General features: G+C 73.0%; 19 protein-coding genes. 8 read left to right on the top strand and 11 right to left on the bottom strand.

All coding sequences use genetic code 11. The features are described 5' to 3' along the window. Nucleotides 1-3 precede the first annotated feature (3 nt). From ACODT5_RS29795 to ACODT5_RS29780, 4 genes are all read right to left on the bottom strand, one after another. Nucleotides 4-1,320 (bottom strand): energy-coupling factor transporter transmembrane component T, encoded by a 1,317-nt coding sequence (locus ACODT5_RS29795; RefSeq protein WP_422522260.1) that lies wholly within the window; start codon nt 1,318-1,320, stop codon nt 4-6. Beyond that, nucleotides 1,317-1,991 (bottom strand): SCO2322 family protein, encoded by a 675-nt coding sequence (locus ACODT5_RS29790; protein ID WP_422522259.1) that lies wholly within the window; start codon nt 1,989-1,991, stop codon nt 1,317-1,319. Before ACODT5_RS29790 ends, ACODT5_RS29795 begins: the two co-directional genes overlap by 4 nt. Next, nucleotides 1,991-3,256 carry an SCO2321 family membrane protein gene (locus ACODT5_RS29785; RefSeq protein ID WP_422522258.1) on the bottom strand — a complete coding sequence of 422 codons (1,266 nt, stop codon included), beginning with the start codon at nt 3,254-3,256 and terminating at the stop codon, nt 1,991-1,993. The genes ACODT5_RS29790 and ACODT5_RS29785 overlap by 1 nt, the downstream gene beginning before the upstream one ends. A 301-nt stretch (nt 3,257-3,557) precedes the next feature. Further along, on the bottom strand, nt 3,558-4,622 hold the full coding sequence (locus ACODT5_RS29780) for a Strvi_7410 family MBL fold metallo-hydrolase (RefSeq protein ID WP_422522257.1): 1,065 nt from the start codon (nt 4,620-4,622) through the stop codon (nt 3,558-3,560). A gap of 231 nt (nt 4,623-4,853) precedes the next feature. Here ACODT5_RS29780 and ACODT5_RS29775 point away from each other — a divergent pair, with 231 nt between their 5' ends. Beyond that, complete coding sequence (locus tag ACODT5_RS29775; RefSeq protein ID WP_422522256.1) at nt 4,854-6,332, top strand: aldehyde dehydrogenase; 1,479 nt, start codon at nt 4,854-4,856, stop codon at nt 6,330-6,332. Further along, on the top strand, nt 6,332-6,565 hold the full coding sequence (locus ACODT5_RS29770) for a ferredoxin (RefSeq protein WP_422522255.1): 234 nt from the start codon (nt 6,332-6,334) through the stop codon (nt 6,563-6,565). The genes ACODT5_RS29775 and ACODT5_RS29770 overlap by 1 nt, the downstream gene beginning before the upstream one ends. Before the next feature lie 60 nt (nt 6,566-6,625). Here the strand turns inward: ACODT5_RS29770 and ACODT5_RS29765 are convergent, their stop codons facing one another. Then, the gene (locus ACODT5_RS29765) at nt 6,626-7,111 is read right to left on the bottom strand and encodes a hypothetical protein (protein ID WP_422522254.1); all 486 of its coding nucleotides are present in this window, start codon (nt 7,109-7,111) and stop codon (nt 6,626-6,628) included. 204 nt (nt 7,112-7,315) lie between these two features. Next, on the bottom strand, nt 7,316-7,975 hold the full coding sequence (locus ACODT5_RS29760; protein ID WP_422522253.1) for a TetR family transcriptional regulator: 660 nt from the start codon (nt 7,973-7,975) through the stop codon (nt 7,316-7,318). Between the two features lie 247 nt (nt 7,976-8,222). Between ACODT5_RS29760 and ACODT5_RS29755 the strand changes: the two genes are divergently transcribed. From ACODT5_RS29755 to ACODT5_RS29745, 3 genes are all read left to right on the top strand, one after another. Further along, on the top strand, nt 8,223-9,599 hold the full coding sequence (locus ACODT5_RS29755) for a glycosyltransferase family 4 protein (protein ID WP_422522252.1): 1,377 nt from the start codon (nt 8,223-8,225) through the stop codon (nt 9,597-9,599). 61 nt (nt 9,600-9,660) lie between these two features. Next, on the top strand, nt 9,661-10,419 hold the full coding sequence (locus ACODT5_RS29750; RefSeq protein WP_422522251.1) for a class I SAM-dependent methyltransferase: 759 nt from the start codon (nt 9,661-9,663) through the stop codon (nt 10,417-10,419). Continuing rightward, on the top strand, nt 10,416-11,504 hold the full coding sequence (locus ACODT5_RS29745) for a prenyltransferase (RefSeq protein WP_422522250.1): 1,089 nt from the start codon (nt 10,416-10,418) through the stop codon (nt 11,502-11,504). Before ACODT5_RS29750 ends, ACODT5_RS29745 begins: the two co-directional genes overlap by 4 nt. Before the next feature lie 114 nt (nt 11,505-11,618). On the opposite strand, the gene ACODT5_RS29740 is transcribed toward ACODT5_RS29745, so the two are convergent. Continuing rightward, nucleotides 11,619-11,921: a hypothetical protein gene (locus tag ACODT5_RS29740; RefSeq protein WP_422522249.1), complete on the bottom strand. Its 303-nt coding sequence runs from the start codon at nt 11,919-11,921 to the stop codon at nt 11,619-11,621. 127 nt (nt 11,922-12,048) lie between these two features. Between ACODT5_RS29740 and ACODT5_RS29735 the strand changes: the two genes are divergently transcribed. Both ACODT5_RS29735 and ACODT5_RS29730 read left to right on the top strand, forming a co-directional pair. Next, nucleotides 12,049-12,693 (top strand): hypothetical protein, encoded by a 645-nt coding sequence (locus tag ACODT5_RS29735; RefSeq protein ID WP_422522248.1) that lies wholly within the window; start codon nt 12,049-12,051, stop codon nt 12,691-12,693. A gap of 112 nt (nt 12,694-12,805) precedes the next feature. Continuing rightward, complete coding sequence (locus ACODT5_RS29730) at nt 12,806-13,264, top strand: hypothetical protein (protein WP_422522247.1); 459 nt, start codon at nt 12,806-12,808, stop codon at nt 13,262-13,264. A 37-nt stretch (nt 13,265-13,301) separates the two neighbouring features. Here the strand turns inward: ACODT5_RS29730 and ACODT5_RS29725 are convergent, their stop codons facing one another. Then, the gene (locus ACODT5_RS29725; protein WP_422522246.1) at nt 13,302-14,114 is read right to left on the bottom strand and encodes a CPBP family intramembrane glutamic endopeptidase; all 813 of its coding nucleotides are present in this window, start codon (nt 14,112-14,114) and stop codon (nt 13,302-13,304) included. A 96-nt stretch (nt 14,115-14,210) separates the two neighbouring features. Further along, nucleotides 14,211-15,197: an AraC family transcriptional regulator gene (locus ACODT5_RS29720; protein ID WP_422522245.1), complete on the bottom strand. Its 987-nt coding sequence runs from the start codon at nt 15,195-15,197 to the stop codon at nt 14,211-14,213. Nucleotides 15,198-15,278: 81 nt separating this feature from the next. On the opposite strand from ACODT5_RS29720, the gene ACODT5_RS29715 reads away from it, so the two are divergent. Beyond that, nucleotides 15,279-16,211: an NADP-dependent oxidoreductase gene (locus tag ACODT5_RS29715; RefSeq protein ID WP_422522244.1), complete on the top strand. Its 933-nt coding sequence runs from the start codon at nt 15,279-15,281 to the stop codon at nt 16,209-16,211. Nucleotides 16,212-16,244: 33 nt separating this feature from the next. Here the strand turns inward: ACODT5_RS29715 and ACODT5_RS29710 are convergent, their stop codons facing one another. Together ACODT5_RS29710 and ACODT5_RS29705 are read right to left on the bottom strand one after the other, a co-directional pair. Then, nucleotides 16,245-17,255 (bottom strand): LLM class F420-dependent oxidoreductase, encoded by a 1,011-nt coding sequence (locus ACODT5_RS29710; RefSeq protein WP_422522243.1) that lies wholly within the window; start codon nt 17,253-17,255, stop codon nt 16,245-16,247. Nucleotides 17,256-17,358: 103 nt separating this feature from the next. Continuing rightward, entirely contained in the window at nt 17,359-18,180 is an 822-nt protein-coding gene (locus tag ACODT5_RS29705) for a hypothetical protein (RefSeq protein WP_422522242.1), read from the bottom strand. Nucleotides 18,181-18,194: the final 14 nt, after the last annotated feature.

Genomic DNA, 18,194 nt, shown 5'->3' with positions numbered 1-18,194 from the left:
GGCTCATGACTCCTTCGGTAGCGGGGCCACCAGCGCCGGGAGGAGGCCGATCAGGATCGCCGCGGCCGGCCAGAGCGGGAGGGTCGGGACGACGAGGGGGACGACACCGGGGCGCAGGGCCTCCGGGTCCAGGGACGCGGCCCGGATCAGCAGCGCAGCCACCGCCGCGCCCGACCCGGCGACCAGCCAGGCCCGTACGCCCCACCGGTCCGGCCGGTACCGGGTCCGGATCGACCGGCGGCCGCCGAGGCGCAGCCCGGCCAGGGCCAGGAGGAGGGAGAAGAGGAGGAGGGTGAGGCCGTATCCGGCGCCCTCCGCCGCCAGCAGCCCGTACGTACCCGCGCACATGCCGAGCAGCCCGCCGAGGGTGAGCACGTTGGTGGTGTGACGGACGGCGGCCGGAACGTGCGCGGTACGGCCGTAGCCCCGCGCGTCCATCGAGGCGGCGATGGCCACCGAGCGTTCCAGCGCGCCCTCGAGGACCGGCAGGCCGATCTGGAGGATCGCCTTGATGCCGCCGGTGGGACGGCCGCGCAGGCGGCGGGCCGTGCGCAGGCGCACCACGTCCGCGACCATGTTCGGCGCGAAGGTCATCGCGACGACCACGGCTACGCCGACCTCGTACAGGGCCGCGGGCAGCGACTTCAGCAGCCGCGCCGGGTTCGCGAGCGCGTTGGCGGCCCCGACGCAGATGAGGAGCGTGGCCAGCTTCGCACCTTCGTAGAAGGCGAAGACGAGCTGCTCGGCGGTGACCCGGCCACCGAGCCGGATGCCCTGCGTCCAGTCCGGGAGCGGGACCTGGGGGAGCGTGAAGAGGGTGTGCGCGCCGGGGATGGGGGAGCCGAGGAGCATGGAGAAGACCAGGCGCAGGCCGATGACGAAGAGCCCGAGCTTGACGAACGCCCCGTAGGAACGCGCCCACGGGGCGTCGGTACGGCGGGCCGCGACCACGTACCCGGCGACACCGACGATCAGGCCGAGGAGGAGCGGGTTGGTGGTGCGGGAGGCGGCGGTGGCGAGCCCGAGGGCCCAGAGCCACCAGGCACCCGCGTGCAGGGCGTTGCCACGCGTGGCCTCGGGGGCCTGCCACTTCTTCTTGTACGTCGGCACGCGCGGGCTGCCGGTTGCCCGGTCGGCGACTCGGCCGGTCGGGGGCGGGACGTCGCCTGACGCGCCGTGGGGCGTGCGCCCGGCCTGCGGCCGGGCGGGGTTCCCACCCGCACCACCCGTGCGGGTGGACGGGCGGGTGCGGGTGGCCCTGATGGTGGGTTGCCCGCTGTCGGCGACCGCCCCGCCGTTCTCCTTGGGGCCGTCCGTCATCGGGTGCGGCGGCGGCGGGACTGCCAGAAGGCGGCTGCGCCCAGGGCGGCCACCGCTGCGATGCCCGCGAGGAGGCCCGCCGACGGGCCCCCGCCGTTCGGGTCGGAGTCGGCGGTCGGCTCGCCCAGGGCGGTGGCCGTTGCCGTGACGGTGTCCTCGACGGGTTCGCCGCAGCCCTGCTTCGGGTAGCCCGAGATCGCGCACAGCAGCGCCGCGCTGTTGTAGCGCAGCGGCTTGGCGACCTCGGCCAGTGCTTCGGCCGTCGTGGCGTCCGGGCCGACCTGCGCGCACGCCGTACGCGGAGCGTCCTGCGGCGGGGTCTCGCCCGCCTGGGCTTCGGCGGGCGTGCCGAAGTCGATGACCAGGGCGATCCGCTTCTTGCCCGCCACCGGGGCGGTGGCCGAGCAGATGGCCGCGAAGTCGGCGTCCGCACGCGGCGGGGCGGCCTGATCGGCCGCGTCCTTGCTCACCACGAAGTGGAAGCCCTGCACGGAGCCGTCCGCCGGGCGCAGCGAGGAGGGGCCCTGGGTGGCGTACGCCCACGTGCCGCCCGCGCCGTCCCAGAACGACCAGTAGCGGTACGTCGAGGCCAGGGCGGGGGAGGCGGCCAGCACCGTCAGGAGGACACCGAGGACAAGGGCCGGCAGAGCCGGACGGCTGCGGCGGCGCATCAGAGCTGGTTCCGCTTCCGGCGGCCGCTCAGCACGATGCCGATGCCCATGCCGGCCGCGGCGCCCGCGAGGATCATCCACCAGACGTTGCTGCCGGAGTCCTTCTCCTTCTTCTCGTCCTTCTTCTCCGCCGGCTGGTCGGACGCCTTCGCGGAGGTGCTCTGCGGCGCCGGGCCCGTGGCGTTCAGCGCCGCGACCAGGTCGGTGCCGCCGAAGGCCTTCGGGTCGGTGCCCGTCGCGTGCGCGGTCAGGATCAGGGTGCCCAGGGCTGCCGGGCTGCCCTTGGACCACTCGGCGGAGTTGGTCTTCAGCCACTCCAGGGCGCCCGCCGCGGACTGCTTGTGCCCGGCCGCGGCCAGGGCGATGACCGCGTCGGCCGTGTTGCCGGTGTCGGCGGTCGACTGGTCGGCGCCCGGGGTGAGGGCGACGAGGTGGCCGTCCTTCTTCAGGGCCTCCGCGAGGTATCCGGCGCCGCCCTGGGCGGCGGCCGCCGTGTCACCGGCAGTGGCCGGGCAGGCGAGCGGGGCCGCGGGGGTGTCCGTGGAGGAGGGCGCGACGACCGGGCCCGTGCCGAGTCCGGCCAGGACGACGGCGGCCGTCGCGTCGGCGCTGGCGGACAGCTTGCCGCCGGCCGGCTGGAAGGCGAAGGCGCCCCGGTCGGCCGCCGGCTCGGCGGAGCAGCCCAGCTGGAAGCCGAGGAGGGCCTCGTACGGGGACTTGCCCGACTTCGACTTGACCTCCGCCGGCTTCTCGCCCGCCGCTTCCAGGGCCCGGATCACGAGGGCGGTCGAGTTGGAGTCCGAACCGGTGTCCATGGCGCCGCCGGGGTTGTTGCTCCAGCCGCCGTCATCGTTCTGTACGGACTTCAGCCAGCCGACCGTCTTCTTCACCGTCTCGTCGTGCCCGCCGAGCGCGGCCAGTGCCTGCACGGCGACCGAGGTGGCGTTGGAGTCGATGAAGGCCGAGGCGTCGCAGGCCTTGGCCGGGTCGGCGCGGAAGGCGGCGAAAGAGCCGTCGGCGCACTGCTGGCCGACGAGCCAGTCCACGGCCTGCTGCGCGGGCTTCACGCCCACGGTGTGCTGGGCGAGCAGCGCGAACGACTGCCGCCACACACCGTCGTACGTCGGGTCGTTCTTGCCGTAGAGCCCGGAGGGGACGACGGGCGCCGGGGACGGCGTGGCGACATCGGCGAGGGCCGCGGGGGCCGCGCCCACGCAGAGCACGGCGGAGACGGCGAGCGTGGCGGCGCTGCGGCGGACGTTCATGGCGGGGCGGGTGCCTCTCGTGCTGGGGACCCGGAGGCAGGCAGCACAGCGATGGAGGCTGGCACCGGGCTCCGGCTCCGTTTACCTCGACGGTGCCGGCCGCCGGAGGACCCGGCGGCACGAGCCGCGCACCTTGGGCACGGGGCAATCCGGCTCCCCGCCCCGGTGCTGCCGGGGTGGGTCACGGTTGCGGGTCAGCGCCGGATTCGCACCGGCTTCCCCCCGTACGGAAGTGTGGACGACGCCCGTACTCTACCGGCCCGTAGCTCCGGTGCCGGGTGGCGCCGCCCACCAGCACCCCTTACACGGCGCGGTACGTCACGGGGTCGCTGCCCGGCACCGCCTCCGCGCGCCCCTGCTTCACCAGGCGCCGCAGGTGGGCCTCCGCTTCGGAGACGGCGATGTTGCGGGAGCCGTACGGGATCTGCTCCCAGGGCCGGTTCCACTCCATCCGCTCCGCCAGCGCCCACGGGGTCAGGGGCTCGGCCGCGAGCAGTTCCCGCAGCCCGGTCAGCCGCTCCTCGTGGTGGTCCAGGAGCTCCCGTACGCGGCCCTGCGCGTCGGTGAAGGCGTACTGGTGGGCCGGGAGCACCTCGGCGGGCTGGAGGCGGCCGATGCGTTCGAGGGAGTCGAGGTAGTCGCCGAGGGGGTCGGTGACCCGCTCGGAGGAGGGGTCCTCGTAGAGGCCGATGTGCGGGGAGATCCCCGGGAGCAGGTGGTCCCCGGAGAAGAGGCGGCCGTTGCCGGGCAGGTTCTTCGGGTGCTTCTCCTCCAGGTGCAGGCAGACGTGGCCGGGGGTGTGCCCGGGGGTCCAGATCGCCCGCAGCCGGCGGCCGGCCAGCGGCAGCAGCTCGGCGGGCACGATCTCCCGGTCGGGGACGGCGGCCCGCAGTCCCGGGAGGGTGCTCATGCGGCCGCTCGCGCGGGCGGCGCGCAGCGGGGCGATGTGCTCCTCGGGAGCTCCGGAGGTGGCCAGCTTCTCGGCCATGTAGTCGAACCAGACGCCGGGTTCGGAGGACCGGGTCCGCACCACGATCTCGCTGTCGGCGGCGTGCATGGCGATCCAGGCGCCGGACGCCTCGCGGACCTGCCCGGACAGGCCGTGGTGGTCGGGGTGGTGATGGGTGATGACCACGCCGTGCACGTCGGCGACGGCGATGGAGAGGGCGCCGAGGCCGGCGACGAGGGTGTCCCAGGACGCGGGGTCGTCCCAGCCGGTGTCGATGAGGACCGGACCGCGGTCGGTGTCGAGGACGTGGACGAGGGTGTGGCCGAGCGGATTGTCGGGGATGGGGACCTTGATGCCCCACACGCCGCCGCCGTGATCGGTGACCTGAGGTGTCACGCCTGGTGTGTCCTCTGCCATGAGGGGCTCCGCTCTAACGAGAACAGGTCTTACGAACCAACGAGAACAGGTCTAACGAGAACGTGTTGCATTAGTCGCCCAAGTCGACCACTTCTGCGGGCTCCTGACTAGTCGTTGGATCTTCGGGGTCCCGGCCGACCCGATTGCACGGGCGGTTCGGTCAGCGCCGTGGACTCCTAGAACTAGAACTGGTATCAGTTCTGCAACGCCAAGCCGCAGGAGGCATCAGCCATGACCGAGCTCGTGGAACACGGAAAACTGTTCATCGGCGGTGAGTGGACGGATCCGCTGGGCTCCGACACGATCAAGGTCGTCTCGCCGCACACCGGGCAGGTCATCGGCAGCGTCCCGCACGCCTCGAAGGCGGACGTCGACCGGGCCGTCGCCGTGGCCCGCAAGGCCTTCGACGAAGGCCCCTGGCCGCGCACCACGCTCGAAGAGCGGATCGCCGTCGTCACCCGGATCAAGGACGCCATAGCCGTCCGCCACGAGGAGATCGCCCGCTCGATCAGCTCCCAGAACGGGTCCCCGTACTCCTGGAGCATCCTCGCCCAGGCCCTCGGCCCGATGATGGTCTACGACGCCGCGATCACCGTGGCCCGCGACTACCCCTACGAGGAGTTCCGCCAGGGCGTCCTCGGCCCGATCCTCGTCCGGCGCGAGCCCGTCGGCGTCGTCGCCGCCGTCATCCCGTGGAACGTCCCGCAGTTCGTGGCCGCCGCCAAGCTGGCGCCCGCGCTGCTCACCGGCTGCACGGTGATCCTCAAGCCGTCCCCGGAGGCGGTCCTCGACTCCTACATCCTCGCCGACATCGCCCGCGAGGCCGGACTGCCCGAGGGCGTGCTGTCGATCCTGCCCGCCGACCGTGAGGTCAGCGAGTACCTCGTCGGCCACCCGGACGTGGACAAGGTCGCCTTCACCGGCTCCGTGCCCGCCGGCCGGCGGGTCATGGAGGTCGCCTCGAAGAACCTCACCCGCGTGACCCTCGAACTCGGCGGCAAGTCCGCGGCCGTCATCCTCCCGGACGCCGACCTCGGCACCGCCATCGCCGGCATCGTCCCCGCGGCCTGGATGAACAACGGCCAGGCCTGCGTGGCCCAGACCCGCGTCCTCGCCCCGCGCAGCCGCTACGAGGAGATCGCCGAGGCGCTCGCCGCCGCGGCCTCGGCGCTGGTCGTCGGCGACCCGATGGACCCCGCGACGCAGCTCGGCCCGCTGGTGGCCAGGCGGCAGCAGCAGCGCTCGCTCGACTACATCCGGATCGGGCAGGAGGAGGGCGCCAAGGTCCTGTCCGGCGGCGGGCGTCCGGCCGCCTCCGACCTGGACCAGGGCTGGTACGTGGAGCCGACCCTCTTCGGAGACGTCGACAACTCGATGCGGATCGCCCGCGAGGAGATCTTCGGCCCGGTCGTCTGCCTGATCCCGTACGGGGACGAGGCGGAGGCCCTGCGGGTCGCCAACGACTCGGAGTTCGGGCTCAGCGGCAGCGTCTGGACCGGCGACGTCGAGCACGGCATCGACTTCGCGCGCCAGGTGCGGACCGGCACCTTCAACGTGAACACCTTCAGCCTCGACATGCTCGGGCCGTTCGGCGGCTACAAGAACAGCGGCGTCGGGCGGGAGTTCGGCCCGGAGGGGCTGAGCGAGTACCTGGAGCACAAGATGATCCACCTCCCGGCAGGGTACGCACCCCCCGCGGCCGGTGCGTGATGGGTGACCGGTGGCACGTCGAGGTGGACCGCGGGGTCTGCATCGGCTCGGGGATGTGCGTGAACCACGCCCCGGACGGCTTCGCCCTCGACTCGGCGCGGCAGTCGCATCCGCGGGTGGCGGAGACGGACGCGAGCGAGCCGGTGCTCGCGGCGGCCGAAGGGTGCCCGGTCGAGGCGATCGCGATCACCCTGCTGGGGAGCGGCGAGGCGGTGTTCCCTCCGGAGGAGTGAGGGGGCCGCCGTGGGGCCGGGGCCGGGGTTCGGGCCCTGGCCCCGGACTTCTCCGCCGGATCAGACGCTGAAGTCGCCGAGCTCCCTGGACAGGATGTCGGTGCCGTCCTGCTGGATGTGCAGCACGACGTTGTTCCAGCTGAGGTGGAGCAGGTTGACGCGCCAGTTCCCGTTGGGGCAGATGTCGTCGGCGGAGGGAGTCGGCGGTGCGGCGAGCGTCACGTTCCGGAACGTGATCTGACCGTTGCGCGGGGTGAAGTTCGTCTGGTCGCCCACCGGGTTCGGAGTGAAGGTGCCCTGACCGGGGGCGATGTTGCCGCCCCGGTTGCTGCACACGTACTCGGCAGTCACGGAGTCTGCCGTGAGGAAGGCGGCCGTGGGGTCGTTGCCGAGGCCGGCTGCCTTGCCGCTGCACTGGAGTCCTGCGGTGATGGATGTGGTGCAGGTGATCGCACCGATGAAGTGTTCACCTTGGGCCGTGGCCGTGGACATGCTGGCGGCGGTGGCAACAAGGGTCATGGCAGCAGCGGCGAGAGCGCGTCGCATGTGTGGGTCTCCGTGTCTTCGCTGGGACGGTGGCGGGTGCCGGACGCCCAGGGGGGCGAGTCGACCCAGTAGGTATGGCGCCCCCGAGACGGAGTCATGCACACATTGCGACGGGTGGAGTACAAAAAGTGACTGATCGGTGTCCGGCTCGCCGCCGGTACCGGTCGACGGCGCCGTTGCCGCCATCGCCCCGACCCGGTCGAATCAGGCCTTTTTCGGCGGCGCTTCCGGTGCCCTTTCCGGCGCCGTGAGGTCGATCAGGCGGCAGACCGTTTCGATGTCGATCTTCACCTGGGCGATCGAGGCCCGGCCCGACAGCCAGGTGATCAGGGCCGAGTGCCAGGTGTGCTCGATGACCCGGACCGCGGACAGCTGTTCCGCCGTCGGCGGGGCGTCCAGGCCCATCGCGTCCAGGATGATCGCCGTCGTGAGGCGGGACACCGTGTCCACCTCCGGGCTCACGCTGCGGTCCGCGAAGGTCAGGGCGCGGACCATCGCGTCCGCCAGCTGCGGCTCGCGCTGCAGCGCGCGGAAGGCGCGCATCAGGGTCTCCGCGACCCGGGCCGCGGGCTCGTCCCCGGCCGGCGGGCGCTTGCGCAGCGTTCCGTGCATGTGCTGCAGCTGGTCCTGCATGGTCGCGACGAGCAGGTGCACCTTGGAGGGGAAGTACCGGTAGAGGGTGCCCAGGGCCACGCTGGAGGACTCCGCCACCTCGCGCATCTGCACCGCGTCGAAGCCGCCGCGGCTCGCGAGCTGGGCGCTGGCGTGCAGGATCCTCCTGCGGCGTGCCTCCTGGCGCTCCGTCAGGGGCGGAGACGCCGGTGTGGTGACGGCTGGGGTCACGGCCTTCGCTTCCGCTGTCATCTGTCCCGTTCCGGTTCCAAGGCGTTCCAGTTCCAAGGCGTTCATGCGTGTGCGGGGCTGCCGCCGGGTGCTCGCGCGCCCAGCATGGCAGGCGCCCGAGCCGTGGCGCGAATCACCCGCCACCCCTCTTACGGTGTGGTTTCCGGCCGGTAGATTCAATGCTCTTCAACGGATCAAGTCTGAAACTTGTTCTACATTATCCGAGCGGTTACGCTCCGGCGAAAGTGCAGGGAGAAGGGGGCCGAGAGTGACCGCAGAGGCCATGGTGACGAGCCCTCTCACGGGTCCGGCCGCCGACGGCAGCCGCCCGTTGCGGATCGCACTCCTCACCTATAAGGGGAACCCGTTCTGCGGTGGCCAGGGCGTTTACGTCCGCCACCTCGCGCGCGAGCTCGTGAAGCTGGGCCACACCGTCGAGGTCATCGGCGCGCAGCCCTACCCGGTGCTCGACACCGACGCCCTCACCGGCGCCGGCGCCACCCTCACCGAGCTGCCCAGCCTGGACCTCTACCGCAGCCCCGACCCGTTCCGCACTCCCAAGCGCGACGAGTACCGCGACTGGATCGACGCCGTCGAGGTCGCCACCATGTGGACCGGCGGATTCCCCGAGCCGCTGACCTTCTCGCTCCGCGCCCGCCGCCATCTCGCGTCCCGCGCCGGTGAGTTCGACGTCATCCACGACAACCAGACCCTCGGCTACGGGCTGTTGGCGGACCTCGGTGCCCCGCTGGTCACCACCATCCACCACCCCATCACCGTCGACCGCGAACTGGACCTGGCCGCCGCCAAGGACCGCAGGAAGCGCGCCTCCGTGCGGCGCTGGTACGGGTTCACGCGCATGCAGGGCCGCGTCGCCCGGCGGCTGCCCTCCGTGCTCACCGTCTCCGGCTCCTCCAAGAAGGAGATCGCCGAGCACCTCGGCGTCCAGGACGAGCGCATCCACGTCGTCCACATCGGAGCCGACACCGACCTCTGGTCGCCCGATCCCGCCGTGGCCGAGGTGCCCGGGCGGATCGTGACCACCTCCAGCGCCGACGTCCCGCTCAAGGGGCTCGTGCACCTCGTCGAGGCACTCGCGAAGCTCCGTACCGAACAGCCCGACGCCCACCTCGTCGTCGTCGGCAAGCGCGCCGAACAGGGCCCGGTGGCCCGCGCGATCGAGACGTACGGACTCCAGGACGCCGTCCGCTTCGTCAAGGGCATCACCGACACCGAGCTCGTCGACCTCGTCCGCAGCGCCCAGATCGCCTGCGTGCCCTCGCTGTACGAGGGCTTCTCGCTCCCGGCCGCCGAGGCCATGGCCACCGGCACCCCGCTCGTCGCCACCACCGGCGGCGCGATTCCCGAGGTCACCGGCCCCGACGGCGAGAGCTGCCTCGCCGTGCCGCCCGGCGACGCGGGCGCGCTGGCCGCCGCCCTGGGCCGGCTGCTGGGCGACGCCGAACTGCGCACCCGGCTCGGCGCCGCCGGCCGCGAGCGGGTGCTGTCCCGCTTCACCTGGGCCAAGGCCGCCGAGGGCACCGTCGTCCACTACCGCGCCGCCATCGAGCGGGCGGCGGCGGGCGCGCAGGCCCCCAAGGCCGGGAAGGCCGCGCAGGCCCCGAAGGCCGCAACGACCCGGTGACCTCCACCTTCCGTCCGATGCAGTTCCCCTCTCCACTCCGCGACCGCGAAGGCAGGACCACGTGCTGACCGTCGATTTCTCCCGGTTCCCGCTCGCCGCAGGCGACCGCGTACTCGATCTGGGCTGCGGCGCAGGCCGGCACGCCTTCGAGTGCTACCGGCGCGGCGCCCAAGTGGTCGCCCTCGACCGCAACGGCGAGGAGATCCGTGAGGTCGCCAAGTGGTTCGCCGCGATGAAGGAGGCCGGCGAGGCCCCGGCTGGCGCCACCGCCACCGCCATGGAGGGCGACGCCCTCGCGCTGCCCTTCCCCGACGAGCCCTTCGACGTCGTCATCATCTCCGAGGTGATGGAGCACATCCCCGACGACAAGGGCGTCCTCGCCGAGATGGTCCGCGTCCTGAAGCCCGGCGGGCGCATCGCCATCACCGTGCCGCGCTACGGCCCCGAGAAGATCTGCTGGGCGCTGTCCGACGCCTACCACGAGGTCGAGGGCGGCCACATCCGCATCTACAAGGCGGAGGAGCTGCTCGGCAAGATGGAGTCCGCGGGCCTCAAGCCGTACGGCACCCACCACGCGCACGGCCTGCACTCGCCGTACTGGTGGCTCAAGTGCGCGTTCGGCGTCGACAACGACAAGGCGCTGCCCGTCAAGGCGTACCACAAGCTCCTGGTCTGGGACATCATGAAGAAGCCCGCGCTCACCCGGCTCGCGGAGCAGGCGCTGAACCCGGTCATCGGCAAGAGCTTCGTCGCCTACGCCACCAAGCCGCACCTCCCCGTCGGCGCGGCCGCCGCCGAGGCCGTGGGCGCCGCGCAGTGAGCTCTCCCGAGCGCACCGCACCCGAACACCTGGTCCTGGACGGCGTACTGACCGCCGAGCAGGCCGCCGCCACCGTCGCCGGGATCCTCGCCGCGCAGCGTGCCGACGGGGCCATCCCCTGGTTCCGCGGGCACCACCTCGACCCGTGGGACCACACCGAGGCCGCCATGGCCCTCGACGCGGCCGGCGAACACGAGGCCGCCGAGCGGGCCTACGACTGGCTCGTACGCCACCAGAACGAGGACGGCTCCTGGTACGCGGCCTACGCCGACCGCGAGGACGGGGTCGACACCCGCGAGCCGCAGGACGCGAGCCGGGAGACCAACTTCGTCGCGTACCTCGCCGTCGGCGTCTGGCACCACCACCTGTCCACCGGCGACGAGGCCTTCCTCGACCGGATGTGGCCCGCCGTGTACGCGGCCGTCGAGTTCGTCCTGCGGCTCCAGCAGCCCGGCGGCGAGATCGGCTGGAAGCGCGAGCCGTCCGGCGCGGACGTCGCCGACGCGCTGCTCACCGGGTCCTCCTCCATCCACCAGGCGCTGCGCTGTGCCCTGGCCATCGCCGAGTACCGGGGCGACCCGCAGCCCGACTGGGAACTGGCCGCGGGCGCCCTCGGGCACGCGATACGCCGGCACCCGGAGCGGTTCCTGGACAAGTCCCACTACTCCATGGACTGGTACTACCCCGTCCTCGGCGGGGCGCTGACCGGCGCGGAGGCCAAGGCCCGGATCGAGGAGCGGTGGGAGGAGTTCGTCGTCCCCGACCTCGGCGTACGGTGCGTGCTGCCGAACCCCTGGGTGACGGGCGGGGAGTCCTGCGAACTGGCGCTCGCGCTGTGGGCGACGGGGGAGTCGGACCGGGCCCTGGAGATCCTGCGCTCGATAGGCCACCTGCGGGCCGACAACGGCATGTACTGGACCGGGTACGTCTTCGACGACCGGGCGGTCTGGCCCGTCGAGCAGACCACCTGGACGGCGGGCTCGCTGCTCCTCGCGGTGGCCGCCCTCGGCGGCGACGAGGCCACCGGCACCATCTTCGGCGGCCTGACGCTGCCGGCCGGCCTGGAGCCGGACTGCTGCGCGTAGGCCGCCTGTCGTACGGATCGCCCCCCGGCCCGTGCCGGGGGACGGACACCGGCACGGGCCGGTCGGGGGGCGCGGGCGTGCCGGTCGTGGGGCGCGGGTGCGCCGACGTGACGGTCAGCGGCGGTAGAGACGGCCGGCGATGGCGTGGCCGATGACGAGGTAGGCGACGGCCGCTATGCCGTAGCCGACCACCACCTGGATCCAGTCGCGGTCGAAGGTGAACAGGTCGTAGGACCAGCCGGCCAGCCAGCTCGCCGCGTCGTGGATGAAGTCCACCAGGGCATTGCCCTGGTTGGCGTCCAGCAGGTACAGCAGGATCCACAGGCCGATGATGAAGGCCATGACGTCCGCCACGACCGCGACGGCGCGGCCCGCCTGGCTGCTTCCTCTGGTGTTCACTCGCGTGTGTGTGGGCATGCCGCTCGTGTTGCCGCTTTCGGGCCGGCTAAACCCGAAGGCGTAGACCCGAACGGGTCGCCCGGGTGGCGGAGTCGGATGGCCGGGGAGAGGCTGCGGGGGACGCCTCAGTCCCCGGAGGAAACCCGTGTCCGTACCCACCACAGCCGTCCGTTTCCGCCGCGCCCTCACGGCGGTGCTCCTGTCCTGCGCCCTGCTCGGCGGTGCCACCGCCTGCGGCTCGGGCGGTGGCGACAAGACCGCCGCCGGTCAGGCCGACGAGGTCTCGGTGGCCATGGCCGCGTTCGCCGAGGCCGACGCCGCGGCCTCCGCCGAGGACGCGGAAGCGGCCGCCGCCACGCCCTCGCCCAGCACGCAGGCAGAGAAGCAGAAGTTCGCCAAGGCCCGCTTCGTCGCCAACGCGGGGCTCGCGGCCGGCGCCACCTACCAGTGGATCATCAAGCCGTACCAGGCCGGCAAGTTCAAGAAGGGCGCCAAGGGCCGCACCTTCGCCCTGGTCAAGGCGGGCCTCGCGGGCGCCTTCGCCTACAACCGGCTGAAGGCCGCCACCGAGAACGCCAAGGGCGACCCGCTGCTGTCGAAGGCCGTGGGCCCGTTGACGGCGGGCATCGACTCCCTCAAGGGACTCGGCTCCAAGCTGCGCAAGGGCCAGGCGGGCGACGCCGACATCGGCGCCTTCCAGGACGTCATCAACGGCGTCAAGGAGGCCGGGAAGAGTGCGGGCGCCACGGTGACCGACAAGATCCCGAGCGCCGGGCAGCTGACCGGCTGAACCGGCAGAGCGCGGCCGGCGGCTTCCCGGAGCCGCCGCGCTGGAACAGGAACGGGCCGGACCGGAATACTCCGGTCCGGCCCGTTCCTGTTCCACCTGTTTGAATGGGGCGGTGATCGAGTACGTGGTCCTCGCCGGCGCCGCCGCCGGAACCGCCTGGCTGATGCGCCGCAAGCACCTCCGGCGCCAGGCCGTCGCGCCCGTGCCCGGCATCCCGTGCATGGCGCGCAGGCCCGCGGGCACCGGCCGCTGGCGCAGCGGCCGGGTGTACGCGGACCAGGGCGCGGCCCGCTGGGTGCCGAGCCGGGGAGAGCCCCTGTCCCTGACCGGCGGCCGGGCCACCGGCGTACGGGCTCCCTCCGTGAAGGAGGGGATCTCCATCAACCCCGGCTCGCGGATCGTGACCTGTGCGTTCGAGGTCGGCGGCATCGCGGACGGCATGGAGATCGCCGTGATGCCGCTGGACCTGCGGGAACTGCTGGCCGCGGTGGAGCAGTCGGACGCGGGGGCGTCGGGGGCGTCGGGGGCGGCAGGGGCGGCGGGGAGTGCAGGGACGACAGATCCGGACTAGGTCGCCCCTTTCGGATCTTGCCGGGTCGGCTGGGCCGTCAGCCCTGGACGGCCGGGGCCGGGACCGCGGGCGCGGGCTCGATCGTGCGGCGCTTGAGGAGCAGCGCCACGATGAGGGTGACCTGGAGGAGGACGACCAGGGCCATGCCCAGGGACGCCTGGGGCTCGTCGCCCACGAGGTTGGAGATCAGGCTGGTGTCCCAGAGGCCGTGGACGAGCATCGGCAGCAGGATGACTCCGCCGACGCGCAGACACAGGTAGAAGAAGTAGCCCGACGTGGAGACGACGAGGGCCTGCACGATCGCCTGCGGTCCCTGGCCGATGGCGTTGCTGACGTGCGCGAGGCCGAAGACGAGCGAGGAGTAGAGGGCGACCTTGCCCTCCGTGAAGCCGGCCCGGTGGAAGACGTGCACGCCGATGCCGCGGAACATGAGCTCCTCGCCGACACCGACGAACAGCCCGAGCAACAGCAGGCAGGCCACGAGGGAGGCGCTCTGGTCGGAGAGGTGTCCGTAGTTCAGGCCGATCAGCGCGACGACGAGCATCGAGATCGGAACCCAGCGCACCCAGCGCCGAACGGGCGCCCGGTAGTACAGGACTTCGCGCCACCAGCCGAGCCAGGTGACCACGGCCGCGGCGAACACGATCGACGCCCCGATCGGGATCAGCGCGTTGCGCACCAGGGACTCGGTGGTGGGGAACTGGCTGTCGGAGTAGCCGGTGTCCACGCCGACAAGGCGTCCCAGCCCCTGGATGATGCCCAGGTACACGATCACCACGACCAGGAACCAGGGCCACGACAGCCTGCGCCCCGGCCGGTCGTCCTGTATCGCTTCCGTCCCGTATCCCACGACTTCTCCTTCTCATCCGCCTTCGCGATAAGAATCCCATAGGGAATGGAACAAAAATCCCAGGACCGCCCAACCCGGGCGTACCGGCGCGCATCCCTACCCGATCCGGGCCGTCCCCTCGTCGCGCCGCCCGCCGCGGAAGCGTCCGGGCGGGATTCCGTGGGCCCGTTTGAAGGCGTGGGCGAAGGCGTACTCCGAGGTGTAGCCGGAGCGGGCCGCCAGGACCGACAGGGGCGTGTCGGTGGTGCGCAGCAGGCGCGCGGCCGTGGTCATGCGCCACCACGTCAGATAGGCGAGCGGCGGCTGCCCGACGCGTTCGTGGAACCGGCGGGCGAACGCGGCCCGCGACAGCCCGGCCCGCGCCGCCAGGGAGGCGACCGTCCAAGGGTGCTCCGGTTCGGCGTGGACGGCCGCCAGCGCGGCGCCGACGGCGGGGTCGGCGAGCGCCGCGGCCCAGCCCGTCCGCCCGGCCTCGCCGTCGGGCCCACCGGCTCCACCGCCTGCACCGGCCCCGCCCGGTCCGCAAGCCCCGCCCACGTGTGCCCGTAGGACGTACAGCAGCAGCACGTCCAGCAGGGCCGGGAGCAGCGTGTCCGTCCCCAGACCGGGCTCCTCGGCCTCGCGGGCCAGCAGGGCCACCGCCTCGGCCGCGCCGGGCTGCCCGCCCGGCAGGTGGAGCACCTCGGGGAGTTCGCGCAGCAGTGGATGCGTGAACTCCGCCTCGATCCGGTACCCGCCGCACAGGGTCACGGTGACCGGCCCGGCGCCCGGTTCCCCGACGGTGTCCCGGACGAGCAGGGCGGGCTTGCGGGTGGGGTCCCAGCGGGGTTCGGCCGGCTCCGCCGAGGGCTCGCCGAGCAGGGTGTACCCGTGCCCGTGCGGGAGGAACAGCACGTCCCCGGGGTTCAGGCGGACCGGCCCCGAGGCGGTCGCCAGCAGGCAGCTCCCGCTGAGCACCACCTGGAACCCGGCCGACCCGGGGACCGCGGGGAACCGCTGGCCCCAGGGCGCGTGCCACCGTACGAGCGCCGACGTGGGCCTGCCCGTACGCATGAGCGCGATGACATCGCTGAGTACGTCCACGCCGGGCAGCTTAGACGGATGCGCAGGAAACATGGATCCTCACGCATGGATCGTCTTCACCCCGGCTCATAGCGTGGGGGCATGAACACAACCCGACAGCCCGCCGCCACGATGCTCGCGGCCCGCATCCACGCCTACGGCGGCCCCGCCGTCATCCGCCACGAGGAGGTGCCGGTCCCCGTTCCGGCTCCCGGCGAGGTCCTGGTGGAGGTGGCGGCCACCTCCTTCAACCCGTCCGAACTCGCCCTGCGCGCCGGGTGGCTGCGGGAGGTCCTGCCCCTGGACCTGCCGTACGTCCCGGGCTGGGACCTGGCCGGCACGGTCGTCACCACCGGGGAACGGGTGATCGGCCGGCTGGACGCGGGCGGAACCGCCGCCCCGTACGTGTCCGTCGCCCCCGGACTGCTGGTCCCCGCCCCCCGCTCCCTCCCCCTCACGGCGGCGGCCGCGATCCCGGTGGCCGGACTGACGGCCTGGCAGGCGCTGTTCGAGGCGGCCGGGATCGGCCCGGGCAGCCGGATCCTGATCAACGGGGCCGGCGGCGGAGTGGGCGCCTTCGCCGTGCAGCTCGCGCGCTGGGCCGGGGTCACCGTGGTGGCGACCGCGAGCCCGCGCAGCGCCCCGGCGGTGCGGCGGTACGGGGCCCGGCGGGTGATCGACCACACCGCCGGCCCGCTCCGCGCGGCCCTGGAGGGCGAACCCCTGGACGCCGTGCTCAACCTGGCCCCGATCACCCCGCAGGCCGCCGCCGCCCTGCCGGCCCTCCTCGGACCGGGCGGCGTGGCGGTCTCCGTGGCGACCCCGATCCCCGGCGGCATCCACCTGGTGGCCCGCCAGGACACCGGGCAGCTCGCGCGCCTGGTCGAGCTGGTCGACGCGGGCGACCTGGAGGTCGCCCCCGCCGCGGTCCGCCCGCTGGCCGACCTGGCCGACGTACACGCGGAGGCGGAAGCGGGAACCCTCGTCCGCGGAAAGACGATCCTGGTTCCGGACGCGGTCCGGCGCGCCGCCTAGTGCTGTGACCCGGTGACCTTTCCGGTCACGGCACTAGGTGTTCAGCTCCGCCAGGACCCGCAGGGTGTGCGGGTCGGGGGCGGTCAGGAGCAGGTCGGTCACCGGGCCCTTGCGCCACAGCTCCAGGCGTTCGGCGATCCGCTCCCGCGGGCCGACCAGGGAGATCTCGTCCGCGAAGGCGTCCGGGACGGCCATGACGGCCTCTTCCTTGCGCCCGGCCAGGAACAGCTCCTGGATCCGGTGCGCCTCCTCCTCGTAGCCCATCCGGCCCATGAGGTCGGCGTGGAAGTTGCGTGCCGCGTGCCCCATCCCGCCGATGTAGAAGCCCAGCATCGCCTTCACCGGGAGCAGGCCCTCCGCGACGTCGTCGCAGACCTTCGCGCGGGCCATCGGGGCGATCATGAACCCCTCGGGGAGCTCGGACAGCGAGGCCTGGTAGACGTCGGTGCGGGTCGGCGACCAGTAGAGGGGGAGCCAGCCGTCCGCGATGCGGGTGGTCTGGGCGATGTTCTTCGGGCCCTCCGCGCCGAGGAGGATCGGCAGGTCGGGCCGCAGCGGGTGGGTGATGGGCTTGAGCGGCTTACCGATGCCGGTGCCGTCCGCGCCCCGGTACGGGTGGCTGTGGAAGCGGCCGTCCAGCGCGACCGGCGCCTCGCGGCGCAGCACCTGGCGGATGACGTCCACGTACTCCCGGGTCGCCGTCAGGGGGCTGGACGGGAAGGGGCGCCCGTACCAGCCTTCGACCACCTGCGGCCCGGACAGGCCGAGGCCCAGCATCATCCGGCCGCCGGACAGGTGGTCCAGGGTCAGGGCCTGCATGGCGGTGGCGGTCGGGGTGCGGGCGGCCATCTGCGCGATGGCGGTGCCCAGGCGGATCCGCGAGGTGTGCGCGGCGATCCAGGTGAGCGGCGTGAAGGCGTCCGAGCCCCAGGCCTCGGCGGTCCACACGGAGTCGTAGCCGAGGTTCTCGGCTTCGGCGGCGAGGTCGAGGTGGTCCGGATTGGGGCCGCGGCCCCAGTAGCCGAGTGCGAGTCCGAGGCGCATGTGACGGTCCCCTCCACGAATCTGACGATGCGTCAGGTGACTGTAGGGCAACGGCCCCCCGCCCGGAAGGGCGGGGGGCCGTTGTGGGCGGGCGTGCGCGGGATCAGCCGCGCTGGATGCCCGAGGTGTCGTTCAGGACGCCGCGGCGGCCGTCCTGGGTCTGGGCGATCAGGGTGGCCGGACCGCGCTGCTCCACGGCCAGGTACCAGGTGCCGGGCGCGAGCTCCGCGATCGGGGCGGGGTTGCCGTCCTCGGCGAAGAGCGGACGGGCCACCGGAACGGCGAACCAGAACGGGGTGAAGTCCGTCGCCGGAGCCGGCTGCGGGGCGGCGTCCTGCGGGGCCTGGGGCTGCTCGTGGCCGCCGCCGTAGGGCGGGACCGGCTGCGGGGCGGCCCCGTACGGCTGCGGCTCCTGGCCGCCCGGGTATCCGTACCCGGCGCCCGGCTGCGGCTGGTGCTGGCCGCCGTACGGCGGGACGGCCGCGGCGGCGGGCTTCGGGTCCGGGATCAACTGCCCTGCGAGGGCGGGCACCTTCGACCCGAAGAGGGTCGCGCCGGCCAGCACGGCCGTGGCGAGGAAGCCGATGACGGCGCCCGCGCCCAGGTCGGCCCCGGTCGGGCAGGTGATCAGGCCCCAGAGTGCCGACCAGGCCGCGGCGACGGAGAGCACCGTGCCCCAGGCCTGGAAGGGCAGGCCCAGGAGCTGGCGCCCGGCGGGCAGCAGGCGGGCCGCGACGAGCAGGCCGACGGCGATGAACGCGAGCAGGAAGATGCTCGGCAGCGCCAGGTGGTACGCGTCGGTGTCCCACGCGCTCGGTGCGTCGAAGTTGGGCACGGAGTAGAAATCGAGGAACGAGGCGATGAACAGCAGCGCCGCTGCTCCGATCACCACGCCGTCGCCTCGTGTGAGGGATCGGATGTTCACGTCTTTGGGTGTCC

This window comes from Streptomyces tatrensis (assembly GCF_049310065.1).
Lineage (GTDB): Bacteria > Actinomycetota > Actinomycetes > Streptomycetales > Streptomycetaceae > Streptomyces.
The sequence above is the reverse complement of the archived record's forward strand: the minus strand, read 5'-3'. Positions and strand labels throughout refer to the sequence as shown.

What these genes read in the sequence shown, in the direction of transcription:
- ACODT5_RS29795 (WP_422522260.1), bottom strand. Translation starts at nt 1,320, where the DNA reads ATGACGGACGGCCCCAAGGAGAACGGCGGGGCGGTCGCCGACAGCGGG.
- ACODT5_RS29790 (WP_422522259.1), bottom strand. Translation starts at nt 1,991, where the DNA reads ATGCGCCGCCGCAGCCGTCCGGCTCTGCCGGCCCTTGTCCTCGGTGTC.
- ACODT5_RS29785 (WP_422522258.1), bottom strand. Translation starts at nt 3,256, where the DNA reads ATGAACGTCCGCCGCAGCGCCGCCACGCTCGCCGTCTCCGCCGTGCTC.
- ACODT5_RS29780 (WP_422522257.1), bottom strand. Translation starts at nt 4,622, where the DNA reads ATGGCAGAGGACACACCAGGCGTGACACCTCAGGTCACCGATCACGGC.
- ACODT5_RS29775 (WP_422522256.1), top strand. Translation starts at nt 4,854, where the DNA reads ATGACCGAGCTCGTGGAACACGGAAAACTGTTCATCGGCGGTGAGTGG.
- ACODT5_RS29770 (WP_422522255.1), top strand. Translation starts at nt 6,332, where the DNA reads ATGGGTGACCGGTGGCACGTCGAGGTGGACCGCGGGGTCTGCATCGGC.
- ACODT5_RS29765 (WP_422522254.1), bottom strand. Translation starts at nt 7,111, where the DNA reads ATGCGACGCGCTCTCGCCGCTGCTGCCATGACCCTTGTTGCCACCGCC.
- ACODT5_RS29760 (WP_422522253.1), bottom strand. Translation starts at nt 7,975, where the DNA reads ATGACAGCGGAAGCGAAGGCCGTGACCCCAGCCGTCACCACACCGGCG.
- ACODT5_RS29740 (WP_422522249.1), bottom strand. Translation starts at nt 11,921, where the DNA reads ATGCCCACACACACGCGAGTGAACACCAGAGGAAGCAGCCAGGCGGGC.
- ACODT5_RS29715 (WP_422522244.1), top strand. Translation starts at nt 15,279, where the DNA reads ATGAACACAACCCGACAGCCCGCCGCCACGATGCTCGCGGCCCGCATC.
- ACODT5_RS29710 (WP_422522243.1), bottom strand. Translation starts at nt 17,255, where the DNA reads ATGCGCCTCGGACTCGCACTCGGCTACTGGGGCCGCGGCCCCAATCCG.